General features: G+C 74.8%; 12 protein-coding genes. 7 read left to right on the plus strand and 5 right to left on the minus strand.

The window, feature by feature from the left end; translation table 11 throughout:
- Positions 1-17: 17 nt before the first annotated feature.
- Together ACIGG8_RS05090 and ACIGG8_RS05095 are read left to right on the plus strand one after the other, a co-directional pair.
- A complete protein-coding gene (locus ACIGG8_RS05090; protein WP_396545887.1) occupies positions 18-638 on the plus strand; it encodes a GNAT family N-acetyltransferase in 621 nt (206 codons plus the stop codon).
- A 586-nt stretch (positions 639-1224) separates the two neighbouring features.
- Entirely contained in the window at positions 1225-2106 is an 882-nt protein-coding gene (locus ACIGG8_RS05095; protein WP_396545888.1) for a S1 family peptidase, read from the plus strand.
- Positions 2107-2187: 81 nt separating this feature from the next.
- On the opposite strand, the gene ACIGG8_RS05100 is transcribed toward ACIGG8_RS05095, so the two are convergent.
- Complete coding sequence (locus tag ACIGG8_RS05100; RefSeq protein WP_396545889.1) at positions 2188-5400, minus strand: bifunctional cytochrome P450/NADPH--P450 reductase; 3213 nt, start codon at positions 5398-5400, stop codon at positions 2188-2190.
- Between the two features lie 194 nt (positions 5401-5594).
- Between ACIGG8_RS05100 and ACIGG8_RS05105 the strand changes: the two genes are divergently transcribed.
- Together ACIGG8_RS05105 and ACIGG8_RS05110 are read left to right on the plus strand one after the other, a co-directional pair.
- Positions 5595-6263, plus strand: coding sequence for a LuxR C-terminal-related transcriptional regulator (locus tag ACIGG8_RS05105; RefSeq protein WP_396545890.1), 669 nt, complete (start codon positions 5595-5597; stop codon positions 6261-6263).
- Positions 6264-6398: 135 nt separating this feature from the next.
- The gene (locus ACIGG8_RS05110) at positions 6399-7586 is read left to right on the plus strand and encodes a methyltransferase (RefSeq protein ID WP_396545891.1); all 1188 of its coding nucleotides are present in this window, start codon (positions 6399-6401) and stop codon (positions 7584-7586) included.
- A 31-nt stretch (positions 7587-7617) separates the two neighbouring features.
- Here ACIGG8_RS05110 and ACIGG8_RS05115 read toward each other — a convergent pair whose 3' ends face one another.
- From ACIGG8_RS05115 to ACIGG8_RS05130, 4 genes are all read right to left on the minus strand, one after another.
- Complete coding sequence (locus ACIGG8_RS05115) at positions 7618-9195, minus strand: PucR family transcriptional regulator (RefSeq protein ID WP_396545892.1); 1578 nt, start codon at positions 9193-9195, stop codon at positions 7618-7620.
- A 217-nt stretch (positions 9196-9412) separates the two neighbouring features.
- The gene (locus ACIGG8_RS05120) at positions 9413-12166 is read right to left on the minus strand and encodes a molybdopterin-dependent oxidoreductase (protein WP_396545893.1); all 2754 of its coding nucleotides are present in this window, start codon (positions 12164-12166) and stop codon (positions 9413-9415) included.
- Complete coding sequence (locus ACIGG8_RS05125; RefSeq protein ID WP_396545894.1) at positions 12163-13005, minus strand: FAD binding domain-containing protein; 843 nt, start codon at positions 13003-13005, stop codon at positions 12163-12165. The genes ACIGG8_RS05120 and ACIGG8_RS05125 overlap by 4 nt, the downstream gene beginning before the upstream one ends.
- A gap of 197 nt (positions 13006-13202) precedes the next feature.
- Complete coding sequence (locus tag ACIGG8_RS05130) at positions 13203-14012, minus strand: SAM-dependent methyltransferase (protein WP_396545895.1); 810 nt, start codon at positions 14010-14012, stop codon at positions 13203-13205.
- Positions 14013-14241: 229 nt separating this feature from the next.
- Between ACIGG8_RS05130 and ACIGG8_RS05135 the strand changes: the two genes are divergently transcribed.
- From ACIGG8_RS05135 to ACIGG8_RS05145, 3 genes are all read left to right on the plus strand, one after another.
- Complete coding sequence (locus ACIGG8_RS05135) at positions 14242-14442, plus strand: hypothetical protein (protein ID WP_396545896.1); 201 nt, start codon at positions 14242-14244, stop codon at positions 14440-14442.
- 136 nt (positions 14443-14578) lie between these two features.
- On the plus strand, positions 14579-15274 hold the full coding sequence (locus ACIGG8_RS05140; protein WP_396545897.1) for a hypothetical protein: 696 nt from the start codon (positions 14579-14581) through the stop codon (positions 15272-15274).
- A gap of 78 nt (positions 15275-15352) precedes the next feature.
- Positions 15353-15928: an XRE family transcriptional regulator gene (locus tag ACIGG8_RS05145; protein WP_350522792.1), complete on the plus strand. Its 576-nt coding sequence runs from the start codon at positions 15353-15355 to the stop codon at positions 15926-15928.
- Positions 15929-15958 lie beyond the last annotated feature (30 nt).

Consider the following 15958-nt stretch of genomic DNA (forward strand, 5'->3'; position numbering starts at 1 on the left):
CGGACCATCCTCGCTCCATGGAACCCCTGCAACCCCTGGAATCCCCGGTGCCCCTGGCCGAGCTCGCGCCGCCGGAGTCCCCGCAGCCGGTCATCGACCTCGGCGGGCTGACGCTGCGCCGGTTCGCCGGCGAGGCCGATCTGGACGAGTACGCCGTCGTCATCGAGGAGTCGCTGGAACACCTGCGGCCGTGGATGCCGTGGGTCGCCGGGCACAGCCGCACCACGGCCGCCGAGTACCTGGCCACGCGGGCGGAACGCTGGGCGAGCGGCGCCGACTTCGCCTACGCGGTCGTGCTGGACGGCGCCATCGTCGGCGCGTGCGGGCTGTACCGGCGCGACGACTCCCCGGACGACGTCCGGGAGATCGGCTACTGGCTGCACCCCTCGGCGACCGGGCACGGCCTGGCCACCCGGGCCGCGGCGGCCCTGGTGGAGCAGGCCTTCCGCCTCCCCGGGGTGGAGCACGTCGACATCGTGCACGACGCGGCGAACCGCGCCAGCGGCGCCGTCCCGGCCCGCCTCGGCTTCACCGTCCTCGTGCGCCGCCCCTGCGAGGCGGTCGCTCCGGCCGAGAGCGGCGAGGAGCAGGTGTGGCGGCTCTCCCGCCCGCGGGGCGCCGCGAACGCCGGGCGGTGACCCCGGCGCCGACCCCGGCCGGCGAGCCCGACGGCTGACCCCGGCCGGTGACCCCAGTGGGTGACCCCGGCGGTCCGCCGCAGGGAGGGAACGGACGGACCGCCGGGTGCGCCCGGCCGGACGGGACGATCCGGCGGCGCCGGGAACGGACGCGGCGGAGGCCGTGCCTCCGCGCGGAGCGCCCCTTGTCGAACTCCGCATCCCCGCCGCGGACCCTCACCCGCGGCTTCGTGCGTCCGTTCCCGTACCTGGGAGACCGCAGCGGGCCGCGCCGATAACACTTTCTCCGGATCGGTCCGTGCGGCACCGGCCTGACGCCCGGCCAGGGCGCCGGAAGGCTTCACCGGAAAACGGCACCGGACCTCCGAACGGCGGACGCGCAGGCTCGGCCGCCCGCGCGCGGCTCCGCCGACACCCGGCCAGGAAGCTTGTACCGAACTGTCCGTTTCCTGATACTTCCGGTCAGCGCCTGTCAGGGGCAGATCATCCGTCGTGCTTCCGGACAGCACGCCGGAGTCCGCCCACCGTCTGACCGCGCCTCACGGCCCCCGGACCCCGGAGGGGCCCCACTCCCAGGAGGAGATCGGTGAGGACCAAGCGCGGGACCCCCCGCACCGGCACCACACGACGCCGCACCCGCCTGATCGCCGTCGCCCTCGGCCTGCTGACCGCCACCGCGGTCGCCGTGCCGAGCGCCGCGGCCGCCCCCACCCCCCAACCCGAACAGCTCGCCGCCATCAGCGACGCCGTCCTGAACGCCGAGGTCAACGGCACCGCGTGGTACGTCGACGAGGCCGCCGGACGCGTCGTGGTGACCGCCGACAGCACCGTGTCCACGGAAGCGCTCGACCGGATCACCCAGGCCGCCGGCGCCGACGCCACCGTCCTCACCGTCCGCCGCGTCCCCGGCACCCTCCGCCCGCTGGTCTCGGCCGGCGACGCGATCTACGGCGGCCAGTACCGCTGCTCGCTGGGCTTCAACGTGATGAGCGGCAGCACCTACTACTTCCTCACCGCCGGGCACTGCGGGAACGTCGCCTCGCAGTGGTACACCAACGCCTCCCACGCCACGCTGATCGGACCGACCGTCAACTCGGTCTTCCCCGGTCACGACTACGCGCTGGTCCGCTACGACAACTCCGCCCTGAGCCACCCCGGCGGCTTCACCTCCGCGCCGAACGCGGTCGTCGGCGAGGCGGTCAAGCGCACCGGCTCGACCACCGGCACGCACAGCGGAAGGGTCACCGGGCTCAACGCCACCGTGCGCTACAGCGACGGCAGCATCGTGCGCGGCCTGATCCAGACCAACGTCTGCGCCGAGCCGGGCGACTCGGGCGGCCCGCTCTTCGACGGCACCAAGGCGCTCGGCCTCACCTCCGGCGGCAGCGGCAACTGCACCGTGGGCGGGACGACCTTCTTCCAGCCGGCGAACGCGGCGCTGGCCGCGTACGGGGTGCACGTGTACTGACCCCCGCCCCGGCCCTCCGGGCCCGGCCGTCGGCCCGCTGCGCGGATGCAGCGGGCCGACGGCCGTTCCGGGCGGGCGCGCTCAGCCCGCGTACACGTCCTCGACGTACCGCCCGGCCTCGACCAGCCCCTGCAGCCAGTCCTGCGCCCGCCGCTCGTCGGCGCCCGGCGTCCGCTCCCGGTACAGCTCCCGGAAGGCCGCCCGGACACCCGGCGCCATCCGCGCGCCGCCGCCGCACACGTACACCTCGGCGCCCGCCGCGAGCAGCTGCCAGACCTCGGCGGCCTCCGCCGCGAGGCGGTCCTGCACGAAGCGCCGCCCGTCCTGCGGCCGCTCGCTGAAGGCCGGCCGCATCGACACCGCGCCGGCCCGCTCGGCCGCCTCCAGCTCCGCCCGGTGCAGGTAGTCCCCCGCCGGGTCGTCGCAGCCGAAGTACAGCAGCGCGGGGGCGAGTTCGGCACCCTCGGCGAGCAGCGCACGGCGGTCGGCGACGGCGCCGCGGAAGGGCGCCAGGCCGGTGCCGGCCGCGATCATGATCACCGGGGTGCGGTGGCCGATCCGGAACGCCTCCCGGCAGGGCCGGACCCGGGCGAGCACGGTGTCGCCGACCGCGACCCGGGCGAGGTGGCCGGAGCCGGTGCCGCGGAAGGTGCCCCGCCCGGAGCGGGCCGGGGCGCTGAGCACGGAGACCATCAGGTCCACCTCGTCCGCACCGGCGGCCGGCGAGGAGGAGATCGAGTAGTGCCGGGGCCGGATCGGCGGCAGCAGCTCCAGCAGCACCGGCCAGGTCAGGCCGCCCTGCAGGGCCGGGTGGTCCTCGATGAGGTCCAGCAGGGTGCGCGGGTCGTCCTCGGGCACGGCCCGCAGGGCGCCCTGCTCGGGCGGGCAGGGGTTGAGCGCGGCCAGCACGGCGCGCTGCCCTGCGGTCGGGCGGTCCTGCAGCTCCACGTGGTGGGTGAGCAGTTCGCGCACCGTCAGCGGGCGGTCGACGGTCAGGCCGGTGCGCCGGTGGGCGACGATGTTGAGCACGGTCCGCGGATCGGCGCCGAACAGCTTCGCCGCACGCTCGACCAGGGCCGGGTCGTTGGCCGGGAGCACCGTGAGGTGGTCGGCGGTCCGGTAGCCGGTGCCCGCGGGCAGGGCGAGACGGACCAGGCGCTTCACCCGGGGGTGGCCGGGATCGGTCAGGCTCTCGACGGCGGTGACGGTCAGCTCGGTCATGTCGTGCCGGGCGGCGAGCGCGGCCAGCGGTCCGCCCGTCACCTCGGTCACCGTGTACACGGCTTCCGGGCGCGGCGCGGCGGGGGCGTCGGCGTCCCCGTACCGCTCCAGCAGGGCGGCGCGCAGGTCCTCGGTGAACTGCCGCACGGTGCCGGACAGGTCGCCGGAGGCGTCGGCCTCGGCGCGGGCCACCAGCCGGGTCGCGCCGAGGGCGGCGAGCCGGTCGTCGATCAGGGCGGGGACGCGCTGGTAGGTGGCGGCATAGGTGCGGTCACCGATGCCGAGCACCGCGTACTGCACGCCGTCCGCGGCGCCGTCCTCCTGGAGGCGGCGGACGAACACGGCCGCGTCGTCGGTCGGCTGCCCGTTGTACGAGGCGGCCGTGATCACCACCGGACGGTCGGTGGGCAGCCCGTCCGCGTACGCGTCCAGCGGGGCGATCGCGGTGTCGCAGCCGAGGTCGGCGGCGGCCTCCGCGAGCTGCCGGCCGAACTCGCGGCAGGCGCCGTAGTTGGAGCCGTGCAGGAGCAGCAGCCCGGTGCCCCGGCGGACCCGGCCGGGGCGCCCGGCGGCGGCTCCGGTGCGCGCGGCCGGGCCGGCCGCCGGCCCGGTGGCGGCCGTGGGCGCGGGCGTGCGCCGGGCGAGGCCGACGGTGAACTCGTCGGGCTTGATGGTGAGCGTCTGCTTGATGGTCAGCCGGTAGTCGGCGTGGTCGATCAACCGGTAGCGGTGGACCAGCATGCCGAGCAGCATGGTGGCCTCGTGCAGGGCGAACTGCCGCCCGATGCAGGCGCGTTCGCCGGTGCCGAAGGGCTTGAAGGCGTGCGGGGAGCGGGCCGCCTCGGGCTCGGCGTCGAACCGGGACGGGTCGAACAGCTCGGGGTTGTCGCCCCACACCGGGTCGCGGTGCAGCATCGGGGTCGACACGAAGACGGTCTCCCCGGCGCGCAGCGGGATCCGCCCGCCGAGCAGGGTGTCCTCGCGCGCCTCGCGGCTGAAGGCGGGCGCGGTGGGCCACAGCCGCAGCGCCTCGTTGAGCACCTGGCGGGTGTACCGCAGCCGTCCGACGTCCTCGTAGGACGGCTCCGGGTCGGCCCGGTCCCCCCAGAGCGCGTCCACCTCCCGCTGGACCTCGCGCAGGACGGCCGGGTGCTTGACGAGGTAGTACATCGCGAAGGACAGGGCGCCCGAGGTGGTCTCGTGACCGGCGATCAGGAAGGTGATCACCTGGTTGCGGATGTTCTCGGCGTCCAGCCGGGTGCCGTCCGAGGGGCGCACCGCACCGAGCATCAGGGCCAGCAGGTCCTCGGCCGGGCCCTGCTCGTCCTCGCCCGCGCGGGCGGCGATGACCTCGTCGACCACGTCGGCCAGGTAGTCGGCGTCGGCCCGGAAGGCGGTGTCGCGCTCGCCGTGGTCCTGCTCCGGGTCGCGGGTGAGCCTGGTCATCGCCCACTCCAGGCAGCGCACCATCGCGTCCACGAACGGGTGCGGCTCGTCCCGCTCGAAGGAGCCGAAGTCGAAGCCGAAGCCGGCCAGTCCGATGGTGTCCAGGGTCATCCGGGTCATGTCGCCCGGCACGTCCACCGGCAGGCCGGCGGCCTCCCGGCGGTCCCAGGACTCGATCAGCCGGCGGGCCACCCGCAGCATCACCGGGTGGTACGTGCGCATCGAGCCGAGGGCGAAGGCGGGCATCAGGATGTCGTGCGCCCGGGCCCAGTTGGGCTCGTCGTTGTACGCGGTGAACAGGCCGTCGCCGGTGAACCGGCGGACGTTCTCCAGGCCCGGGCCGATCGACTTGGTGAACCGGGTCTCGTCGGCCAGTTCCTCGACCAGCTCCAGCCCGGTGACCACCAGGGTGTCCCGGCCGTGCAGCCGCTGGACGAAGGCCGGGCCGTGCTCTCTGGCCAGCTCCATGATCCGCAGCATCGGGGCGGCGACCGGCGGCGCGGAGGAGATGTCCACCAGGGGGACGGCCCGGGGCCCGGCGGCGGGTCCGCTCCCGGCTTCGACCCGCGCCCCGTCCCGCGCTCCGGCCGTTGCCTCGGCCGGTGCTTCGGTGATGGTCTCGGTCATGGTGGTCCCTCCCGCAGCAGATGGTTTTTCGGCTCCCCCCACTCTGCGCCCACCGGAAGGGAGTCCCGGCTGTGATCACTACATGATTGTGTAGTACCCGGGACATCCGCGGACTTGCCGACGAACCGTCAGCTCTGCCACGCACGTGCGCGTCGGGCAACGAGAGTGCGGACGCCACGGGAGGAGGAGCAGACATGCGATCGACCGAGGGCTGCGGTCCGGCACCGGGGAGCCGGCCGGACGCGGCGGTGATCTGGCGCAACCGGGCGCTGCGCCTGCTGGACCACGTGCCGCTGCCGATCGCGGTGGTCGAGTTCGGCGGCCGGACCCTGATCGTCAACCGCGCCATGGCGGCCGAGTTCGGCCTGCTGCCGGGGCAGTTCCGCGACCGGAAGATCCTGGAGTTCTTCACCCTCCGGGACAGCGACACCCTGCAGGCGCTCGCCGAGGCCGTCCGGATGCACCGGCGCTCGCAGTACCCGGCCCGGGTCTCCTGGATCCCCGCCCGCGGTGACGAGCGGCACGGCGAGATGACCGTCGACCTGGTCGCCGACACCCCGGAGCAGACCCCCGCCCTGCTGCTCTCGCTGCGCACCGTCGAGGCCCCCCGGGTGGTGCCGTCGCCGGGCCCGCGCGCCGAGGTCAGCCCGGTCGAGGGCCGGATCCTCGCCGCGGCCGCCCGGGGCGCCACCACCGCGCAGATCGCCCGCGAGATCGGGCTCGGCCCGGACGGCGTCAACTACCACCTCGCCCGGCTCTCCCGGCGCTGGCGGGTGCCCAACCGCACCGCGCTGGTCGCCCGCGCCTACGCCACCGGCGTCCTGGCGGCCGACACCTGGCCACCGGAACCCGCTTCCGACTGACAGAAGTTGACGAAACGTCAAAGCCGTTTCCGCCGAGGGCGATCGGGACCCACCCGGCCGGGTGACGGCGGGCTTCGGTCCGGCCGCTCCTGGGCAGTCTCCCCCGGCGGGGGCCGATTCGAGGAGGAGGACGGCATGCGGCAGGACGAGGACCGGACCACCGGCGACCGGACGGCGGCAGGGGCGGCGGACGGCGCCGGGGCGCGCCCCGCGGCACCACCCGGGACGGCAGCGGGCAGCACGGCGGAGACCACGGCGGGCATCACGACGGGCATCTCGTCGGGCATCACTGCGGGCATCACTGCGGACGATCGGGAGGCGGGTCTGCGGCAGTCCGCCGCCTTCCTCGTCGACGAGGCCCTCGGCTTCCTGTTCCCCGCCGCCCTGCGCGCCGCCGCCGAGGTCGGGGTCGCCGACCACCTCGCGGACGCCCCCCGCACCCCCGCCGAACTCGCCGCCGCGACCGGCACGGACGACCGCAACCTGTACCGGGTGCTGCGCCTGCTCGCCACCCGGGGCGTCGTCACGGAGGACGCGCAGGGCCGCTTCGCCCTCGCACCGGCCGGGCAGGCCCTGCGCAGCGGCGTCCCGTACTCCGTCCGGGCGGCCGTCCTGATGCTCACCGACCGCACCATGTGGCGCCCCGCCGGGGAGCTGACGCACTGTCTGACCGACGGCACCACGGCCTTCGAGAACCTCTTCGGCGTGCCGTTCTTCGACCACTTCGCCAAGGACGAGCGGACGGCCGCCGTCTTCCACGTCGGCATGGCGGCGATGTCCGACCCGGAGAACGCGCTGATCGCGGCCGCCTGCGACCTCCCGGCGACCGGCACGGTGGTGGACATCGGGGGCGGCCACGGCGGCCTGCTGCTGGAGGTGCTGCGCGCCAACCCGGGCCTGGAGGGCGTCCTCTACGACCGCGCCCACGTGCTCGCCGGGCACCGGCTGGCGGCGCACGGGGAGATCGCGGGCCGCTGGACGCCGCAGGAGGGCGACTTCTTCGCCTCCGTGCCGGACGGCGACGTCCACCTGCTCAAGCGGATCACCCACGACTGGAACGACGAGGACTGCGTCACCCTGCTGGGGCACTGCCGCCGCGCCCTGCGGCCGGGCGGCCGGGTCCTGGTCCTGGACGCCGTGGTCCCGCCGGGCAACGCGCCGCACCAGGCGAAGACCCTGGACCTGATGATGATGGCCTCCCTCACCGGCCGCGAGCGCACCGAGGCCGACTTCGCGGAGCTCCTCGGCCGGGCCGGGCTGCGGCTGTCCCGGGTGCTCCCCACGCCGACGGTGCTGTCGGTGGTCGAGGCGGTGGCCGCCTGAGCGGACCGGCGGGCGGGCCCGCGCCCCGGCGTCAGGCCGGTGTGCAGCGCAGCGCCGCCCACAGGTCGAGGCGGTCCTCCAGCTTGAGCAGGCTGCGGCCGGTGAGCTCCTCGATCCGTTTGACCCGGTAGTGCACCGTGTTGACGTGCAGGTGCAGCGCCTCCGCCGTCCTGGACCAGGAGGCGCTGTGCCGGAGGAAGGCGTCCAGGGTGTCCAGCAGGGAGACGGTGTTGGCCCGGTCGTGCTCGATCAGCGGTGCGAGGACCCGACGGCGGAACTCTGCGGTGATCTCGGCCGGGACGCCCCGCAGCAGCGCTTCCAGGGAGGTGATCCGCGAGCAGCGGCCGACGGCTCCGGGCGGCTCGACGTCGAGCGCGTAGCGGGCCTGGACGAGTGCGGCCCGGAGCTCGTGGGCGAGCGGTTCGACGGTGGCGCCGATGCCCAGGCGCAGCCGCCTGCCGCCGGTCAGGGCGGCTTCCAGGCGTGGGAGGACGCGCTGCAGGGTCTCCGCGATCCGGTCCTCCGGGGCCGGGGACAGGGCCACCGCGCCGCCCCGGCCGTCGGGGGCGGCGACGAAGGGGGCGGGCAGTTCGTGGAGGGCTTCGGCCAGGGCCGCGGCCGGCCAGGTCGCGGGTGCGCCGTCGATCCGCGCGGCGACCGGGGTGAGCCGCTGCTGCGGGGGCAGGCCGGAGAGGGCGAGTGCGCGTTCCGCCTCGGCCTCGGTGTCGGCGCCGGAGTCGAGCAGTTCGATCAGCCGGGTGCCGGTCTGGCGCTGGGCGGTGGCGGTCGCGCGGTCGCGGGTGGCGAGCGGGGCGAGCAACTCGGCCAGGCCGTGCAGCAGGGCGGTCGCGGTCGGGCCCGCTTCGGTGTGCGGCTGCAGCAGCCAGCCGTCGAACGGGGAGTCGGCGGGCGGGCCGACCGGGACGGGCGTCGCGGCGGTGCGCGGGGCGCGGCGAGGCGGGGTGTGCGCCGCAGCGGAGGCCGGTGCGAGTGCCGGGCCGTGCGCGGAGCCGTGCGCCGGGCCGTGTGCCGGGCCGTGTGCCGGGGGCTGCGCCGAGGTGGCCAGGACCCGGCCGGAGCCGGTGGTCAGGGAGCACCCGGGCAGTCCGAGGTCGGCGACCGCCCGCTCCAGGAGCTCGTCCGGGGAGGCCTGCGCGCGCAGCAGCTGGGTCAGGGCGCGCCGGGCGGCGGCCGGGAGGGCCGCCTGCCCCTCGGCGTGCGCCTGGAGGTCCCCCCCCAGCCGCAGGTAGACGCGGTCGGTGACGGAGCGGAAGCTGGTGCCGGTGGGCACCGACAGCAGGGGGATGCCGTGCCGGCGGCAGGCCTCGACCAGTTCCGCGGGGACGGTGCCGTGGGTGCCCTCGCCGGCGAGGAGCGCGGCGACCTCGGCGATGCGCAGCGCGTTGGCGAAGCGCATCGCCGCCTGGCCCTCGCCCGGCCGCCACCAGACCAGCCCGGAGAGGACCAGTTCACCGCGCTGCAGGTAGCGGGCCGGGTCCTGCAGGTCGGTGGAGGTCACGCCGGTCACCTCGCGGTCGAGCAGGTGGGGGCTCGCCCAGGCGACCTCGATGTGGAGGTCGTCCAGCTCCAGGAGGTCTCCGACGATCATGCTGTGCTCCTTGTGCACCATGGACGAGTGGGGGTCTCGCACATGCGATGGCTGACGCGTGTCAGGCATCGTAAACACAAGGCGGACGGGGCGGTTCGGCTCTTGTGGGATCGCCTGACGGCAGGGCGGCGGACGGGGGTGCGCTCCGGTGGTCCCGACAGTGGACCGCCCCATCCCCGGCCCGCACCTGGCCCGCCCCCGGCCCGGCGCGGCCGGCTCACGGTGACGCGGGCCGCCGCCGGTGCTCGTCGAGGGCCCGCCAGACCTTGTCCCGCAGGAACGGCGCCTCGGTGAAGCGGATGCCGGTGGCGTCCCGCAGGGCGTTGGCGAAGGCCGGCGGCACCGGGTTGAACGGGCTCTCCGACATCGACTTGGCACCCAGCGGCCCGATCGCGTCGGAGGTCTCGGTGAAGTGCACCTCGGTGCGCGGCACGTCCGCGAACGCGGGCAGCCGGTAGCGGCGGAACGCGGCCGTGGTGACCTCGCCCCGGTCGTCGACCAGGACCTGCTCGAACAGCGTCGCGCCGAGCGCCTGGGCCACGCCGCCCTCGACCTGGCCGCGGCACTGCAGCGGGTTCATCACCCTGCCGGCGTCGGCGCCGTGGACGCTGCGCAGGATCCGGATCTCACCGGTGTCCGGGTCCACCGCGATCCGGAACCACTGGGAGTTGAACGCCACCGAGCGCGGCGAGCCGCCGAAGTGGCCGTCGGCGCCGAGCTCCACGCCCTGCCCGTGCGCGGCCTCGTACACCTCCTTGAGCGGCACCGTCCGCCCGTCGCACTCCACCGCCTCGGCGGTCAGCGGCAGCAGGCTGCGCGGGGTGCGGGCGTACTCGGCGGTGAAGGAGAGGATCCGCTCGGCGAGCGCGTTGGCGGCCTTCATCACCGCCTTGCCCGCGACCACCGTACCGGCCGAGCCGAACGCGCCGGTGTCGTGCTTGACGACGTCGGTGTCGGACTGCCGGACGGCGATCCGGTCCACGGTGGTGCCCAGCGCGCCGGCGGTGATCTGCTTGTGCACCGTCGTGGTGCCGTTGCCGAACTCCGCGGTGCCCACCGCGATGTCGTACGTGCCGTCGGCCAGCAGCTTCACCGTGGCGTCGGCGATGTGGCCGCCGGGCGGGCCGCAGGCGATGGCCGCCATGGCGAAGCCCTGGCCCACCAGCCAGCCCTCGGGGGCGAGTTCGGCGCTGGTGTCGTCCGCGAGGGCGTCGCGGACCACCCGCAGGCACTGGTCGAGCCCGTACGAGGCGATGTGCAGGTCCTCCTCCTCGCCGAGCGGGCCCTCCATGTGCTCGCCGGGCCCGATGACGTTCCTCTCCCGGAGCACCAGCGGGTCGATGCCCAGGCGGCGGGCGAGTTCGTCCATGGCCGACTCCACGGCGAAGGTGACCTGGCCGAAGCCGTAGCCGCGGAAGGCGCCGGCGGGCACCGCGTTGGTGTAGACGGAGTAGGCGTCGACCTTCTTGTGCGGCGCCCGGTAGACGCCCATCGACTCGCCGATGCTGTGGAACATCACCGCCGGCCCGTGGTTGCCGTAGGCGCCGGTGTTGGCGACGACCCGGAACTGCAGGGCCGTCAGGGTGCCGTCGCTCCTGGCGCCGAGCTTGACGGTGACGGTGAACGGGTGCCTCGTCGTGGCGCCGAAGAACTGCTCGGCGCGGGTGAACTCCAGCTTGACCGGCCGGTGCAGGCGCAGCGCCGCCAGCACCGCGATGTCCTCGGTGAGCATCTCCTGCTTTCCGCCGAACCCGCCGCCGACCCGGCCCGCCACCACCCGGACCTTGTCCATCGGCAGGCCGTGCAGGTCGCACAGGGCCCGCCGGGTCAGGAAGGGCACCTGGGTGGAGGAGCGCACCACGACCCGCTCCTCGCCGGTCTCCTCGTTCTCCTCGAAATAGGCGACGCAGCCGTGCGTCTCCAGGCTGGCGTGCTGCACCCGCTGCGTCCGGAACGTCTCCTCGTACACCACGTCGGCCTCGGCGAAGCCCTGCTCGACGTCGCCCAGTTCGCCGTGCGCCTCGCCGCAGACGTTGTCCTGCGGGCGGGCGATCCGGGACTCCGGGCCCTTGGGGTGGATCACCGGGGCGCCCGGGCCCATCGCCTCGTCCGGGTCGAGCACGTACGGGAGCGGCTCGTACGTGACGACGATCCGCCGGCAGCCCTCCTCGGCCGCGCCCTCGCTCTCGGCGACGACGGCGGCCACCCGCTGGCCGACGAAGCGGACGGTGTCGTCCAGCAGCCGGGTGTCGTCCGGGTCCTCGGTCGGGTGCTCGTGGCGGGCCGAGGAGTACAGGGTGTCCGGCGCGTCCTCGTGGGTGAACACCGCGACCACGCCGGGGACGCGCAGCGCGTCCCCGGTGTCGACGGCGACGATCCGGGCGTGCGGGTGGGGCGAGCGCAGCAGCTTCATGTGCAGCAGGCCCGGGACGTCGACGTCGAAGGTGTAGCGGGCGGTGCCGGTCACCACCTGGGGACCGGCGGGGGCGCCCAGGCTGCGGCCGACGGCCTGGCCGGCGCACGGCCGTTCGGTGTGCCGCACGCCGCGGACGGCGTCCTCGATCGCCCGGTAGCCGGTGCAGCGGCACAGGTTGCCCTTCAGTGCGCGCGGCAGGTCGGCGAGCTGTTCCTCGTCGAGGGCCGAGGCCGTCATCAGCATGCCGGCCGTGCAGAAGCCGCACTGGAAGCCCTGGGCGTCCAGGAACTTCTGCTGCAGCGGGTGGAGTTCACCGCCCTCCTCGGCCAGTCCCTCCACGGTGGTGACGGCGCGGCCCCCGGCGCGCAGCGCCGGGTAGAGGCAGCTGTGCACCGGCTCGCCGTCCACCTGGACGGTGCAGGCGCCGCAGTCCCCGGCGTCGCAGCCCTTCTTCACCCCGAACCAGCCGCGTTCGCGCAGGTAGGTGCGCAGGCACTGGCCGGCGCGCGGCTCGGCGTCGAAGTCCTCGCCGTTGACCCGGACGGAGAAGCTCATCGTGCGTCCTCCTCACCGCTGCGGTGCTCCTGGACGATCTCGCGGCGGATCTCCTCGGCCAGCCGGAAGGTCATGTGCCGCCGCCAGGCCGGGTGCCCGTGGATGTCGTCGAAGTACTCCTGCGGCTCGATCCCGCGGGCGATCGCCTCGTGCACCGCCGCCGCGTTCGGCGGCAGCGGGAAGCGCAGCCGGATCGGGCGCACGGTGGAGGCGGTGACGGTCAGCACCAGCTCGCCGTCGAGCGGGTCGCGGGTGCCGATGATCAGCGCGGCGGACCGGCCGAGCCCGTAGAGGGAGGCCTGCCGGAACGCCGTGCGCCGCGCCAGGGCCCGGGCGGGCAGGCGGATCGAGCGGAGCAGTTCGCCGGGGCGCAGGTCCTTCACCCCGGCGCCGACGACGAAGTCCTCGACCGGCAGTTCGCGCACCGCGCCGTCCTGGGCGAGCAGGGTGCAGACGCCGTCCAGCGCGGCGGTCAGCGAGATCATCGGCCCGGCGGGCAGCCCGTTGCACAGGTTGCCGCCGACGGTGGCCATGTGCCAGATCTTCCAGGAGGCGAGGAAGGCCCGGCAGCACTGCTCGACCAGCGGGGCCGCCGGCCGGTCCAGGGCCTCGGCGAAGCGCGGCAGTTGGGCGATCGTGCAGGTGGCCGCGATCTCCAGGTCGCCGTCGGGGGTCAGCCGCACCGGCTCCCAGCCCATCCGGCTGAGGTCGATCAGCCGGCGGATGTGCGGCTGCGGCTCGGAGAACAGGTACGTCCCGCCGCCGAGCCAGGCGTCCCCCTGGCGCCAGGGCCCGCGCCGCCGCGCGTCGCGCAGCTCCACCACCGTGTTCAGGTCCACGTTCCGTCACCGTCCTCGATTGATCGACACGGCGATTGAAGCAACGCGAGACCGGGCGGAACGAGTGGTCGCACGCACCAGGCGCGGGCGCCCGGACTGGGTGATCGACCAGCGCATGGACATGACGCCCGACCGGCCGGGGGCGGTTCGACAGCGGGTCGGGGGCCCGGCGGCCGGGCCGGCCCGTGGCGGCGCGGTCAGCCGTCCGCACGCCGTACGGCCTCGATGAAGCCCCTGGTGGTGGGCCGCGACAGCGGGCGGCCGTACGTCTCGCCGAGGCCGTCCAGGGTGGTGAGGGCGGTGGTCCAGCCGTGCCGGTCGAGCCAGCCGTGGGTGTCGGGGCCGAGGCCGCCGCGCCACAGCCCGGTGATGTGGGCGAGCGCCGGGTCGTGCGGCGTGGCCTTCACGTCCTGGCCCTTCTCCAGCAGCAGCCGGCTGCCGGGGGCGGCCAGGCCGGCGACCGCCGTGAACAGTCCGGCCGCCTCCTCGGGCGTGAAGTAGACCAGCAGGCCCTCCGCCAGCCAGGCCGAGCGGCGCGCCGGGTCGAACCCGGCCCCGACCAGCCGGGCGGGCCAGCCGTCGTCGAGCAGGTCGGCGGACAGGGTGGTGCGCCCACTGCTCGGCACGGCGCCGAGCCCGTCGAGGACCCGCTCCTTGAAGGCCAGCACCGGGGCCAGGTCGAGCTCGAACACCCGGGTTCCGGCGGGCCAGTCCAGCCGGTACGCGCGGGTGTCGAGCCCGGCCGCGAGCAGCACCACCTGGTCGGCCCCGGCGGCGAGCAGGCGGTCGTCGTAGAAGCGGGTGCGCAGGATGCCGTGCGCGACCAGGGCCTTGGCGAGGTCGCTGCCCGGGCCGGTGGCGGGCATCGGCGCGTCGGCCGCCGTGACGAACGCGGCGGCGTACGGGTCGACGAACAGCGGGTCGGGGCGGGAGCTCTCGTAGGCCCGGACCCGGGCGACGGACAGGGCGGTGCGGGACACCGGGCTCAGCGGTTCGGAGGTCGTCATGGCGGCAATGTACCGACCCGAACGCGCCGCCCGTCCGGCGGAGCCCGTCACCGCGACTTCCACAACTGCTTCACAAGAGCGCCGAGTTGCTCCCCGCCGACCGCCGCCCTGGAATCATCCCGCTGGGCGCCCGGGGAGGTGCCCGGGACGCGATCGTGGGGGTGGCGATGGAGACGTGGATGAGGGACCCGGGGGCGTCCGGCACCCGCCGACGGGCTTCGCTGCCGCCATGGGATCGGCCCTGACCGTGCATGGCCTGGTCCGCTCGCGCAACCGTGGCCGCGGCGCGGGCGCCGGCCTCGGCATCGGCTTCCTCGCCTTCGTCGGCGGCTCCCTGCTCCTGCAGATGGCGTTGCCGCTCGCCGTCACCCTGGGCATCCCCCTCCTCGGCTGGGTCGCGCTGGTCGCCACCGCCGCCGCGCTCCCCTGAGCGGACCGGCCACGGCGACAGAAGTTCCACAACTGCGTTACAAGGAGTTCGAATTGACTTCCCCCGCCGGGAAGCTCCCTGGAATCATCCCTGCTGGGCATCGGGGAGGTGCCCAGGACGGGATCGAGGGGGTTCGATGAACGCACGGATCGAGGACGCGAGGCCGCCCGGCCGGCCCCGGCTCCACTGGGTGATCGCCCGGGGCCTGGCCCGGGCGCTGCTCGTGGCGGCGGGCCTGGCCACCGTCCTCTTCGCCTTCAGCTGGTTCGTGGACGCCTACCGCTCGGTGGACGCCTACCGCGCCGCCCCGGCCTGCGGCACGGCCGCCGCCGCGCCCGGCGCCCCCTGCGTACGCCACGAGACCGGCAAGGTGACGGCACGGAAGGTCGACAACAGCAGCGACTCCACCACCTACGACCTGACCGTGGCGCGCGAGACCGCACCCGGCCGCACCTTCAGCGTCGGCGAGGCCTTCTACCGGGAGGCGAAGATCGGAACCGACGTGGACGTGAAGGTCTGGAACGGCCGGCCGGTCGAGGTCTCCTGGCACGGGCACCGCGCCTCGACCCCCGACATCCCCTGGCTGTCCACCCTCAAGGTGGCCCTCCTGGTCGGCGCCGGGACGGCCCTGACCGCGTACGGCCTGGCCTGGCCACGCGACAGCTACCTGGGGACCCCGGTGGTCGCCGCCGTCTCGATCTTCTTCCCCACCTACATCGGGGCCCTGATCCTCTGCCTGGCCCAGTGGCCGCTCATCGTCACCCTGGTGATCCCCGGGCTCGCCTGGCTGCTCCTGACCGCCACCGCCGTGGCCGCGTCCAGCGAGGCCTGAGCACCGGGACCACCCCGACGGCCCGTGCGTCCGCGATGGGATGATGGACCGGACGATTCCGCGGGTGAGAGGTGGCGCATGAGCAGCAGACTGCGGGTGCTGCGGAAGCAGAACCGGCTCAGTCTGGAGGCGCTCGCCGAGCAGGTCGGCGTCACCAAGAGCTACCTCTCCAAGGTCGAACGGGGTCTCAGCGACCCGTCCATCTCCACCGCGCTCAAACTGGCGCACGCCCTGGGCGTCGACGTCGGCCGGCTGTTCTCGGACGAGGTGGAGCCCGAGCTGGTGACCGTCGTACGCGCCGGCGAACGCACCCCGATCGCCGGCGGGACCGGCCCGGGCACCCCGCACTACGAGGGCATCGCGACCGGCCTCAGCGGCAAGCAGATGGTGCCGTTCGTGATGTACCCGCCGACCGACGCGACCGGCTCGGCGTACAAGTCCCACGCGGGCGAGGAGTTCCTGTTCGTCCACGCGGGCACCGCGGAGCTGGAGTTCCCCGAGCGGACCGTACGGCTCGGCCCCGGGGACAGCGTCTACTTCAACTCCGCGCTGCCGCACCGCTGTCGGAGCACCGGGGCGGAGCCGGCCGAGATCCTCGTGGTCATCCACGACGACCCGGCCGGCCCGTCGGACCGGGTCCCCACGCTGCCCTGACGCACGACGGGTCCGACGGACGGCGGTGAC

The sequence above is a fragment of the Kitasatospora sp. NPDC085464 genome, assembly GCF_044541955.1.
Classification (GTDB): Bacteria; Actinomycetota; Actinomycetes; order Streptomycetales; family Streptomycetaceae; genus Kitasatospora.

What these genes read in the sequence shown, in the direction of transcription:
- ACIGG8_RS05090 (WP_396545887.1), top strand. Translation starts at nt 18, where the DNA reads ATGGAACCCCTGCAACCCCTGGAATCCCCGGTGCCCCTGGCCGAGCTC.
- ACIGG8_RS05100 (WP_396545889.1), bottom strand. Translation starts at nt 5,400, where the DNA reads ATGACCGAGACCATCACCGAAGCACCGGCCGAGGCAACGGCCGGAGCG.
- ACIGG8_RS05105 (WP_396545890.1), top strand. Translation starts at nt 5,595, where the DNA reads ATGCGATCGACCGAGGGCTGCGGTCCGGCACCGGGGAGCCGGCCGGAC.
- ACIGG8_RS05110 (WP_396545891.1), top strand. Translation starts at nt 6,399, where the DNA reads ATGCGGCAGGACGAGGACCGGACCACCGGCGACCGGACGGCGGCAGGG.
- ACIGG8_RS05115 (WP_396545892.1), bottom strand. Translation starts at nt 9,195, where the DNA reads ATGATCGTCGGAGACCTCCTGGAGCTGGACGACCTCCACATCGAGGTC.
- ACIGG8_RS05120 (WP_396545893.1), bottom strand. Translation starts at nt 12,166, where the DNA reads ATGAGCTTCTCCGTCCGGGTCAACGGCGAGGACTTCGACGCCGAGCCG.
- ACIGG8_RS05130 (WP_396545895.1), bottom strand. Translation starts at nt 14,012, where the DNA reads ATGACGACCTCCGAACCGCTGAGCCCGGTGTCCCGCACCGCCCTGTCC.
- ACIGG8_RS05135 (WP_396545896.1), top strand. Translation starts at nt 14,242, where the DNA reads ATGGGATCGGCCCTGACCGTGCATGGCCTGGTCCGCTCGCGCAACCGT.
- ACIGG8_RS05140 (WP_396545897.1), top strand. Translation starts at nt 14,579, where the DNA reads ATGAACGCACGGATCGAGGACGCGAGGCCGCCCGGCCGGCCCCGGCTC.
- ACIGG8_RS05145 (WP_350522792.1), top strand. Translation starts at nt 15,353, where the DNA reads ATGAGCAGCAGACTGCGGGTGCTGCGGAAGCAGAACCGGCTCAGTCTG.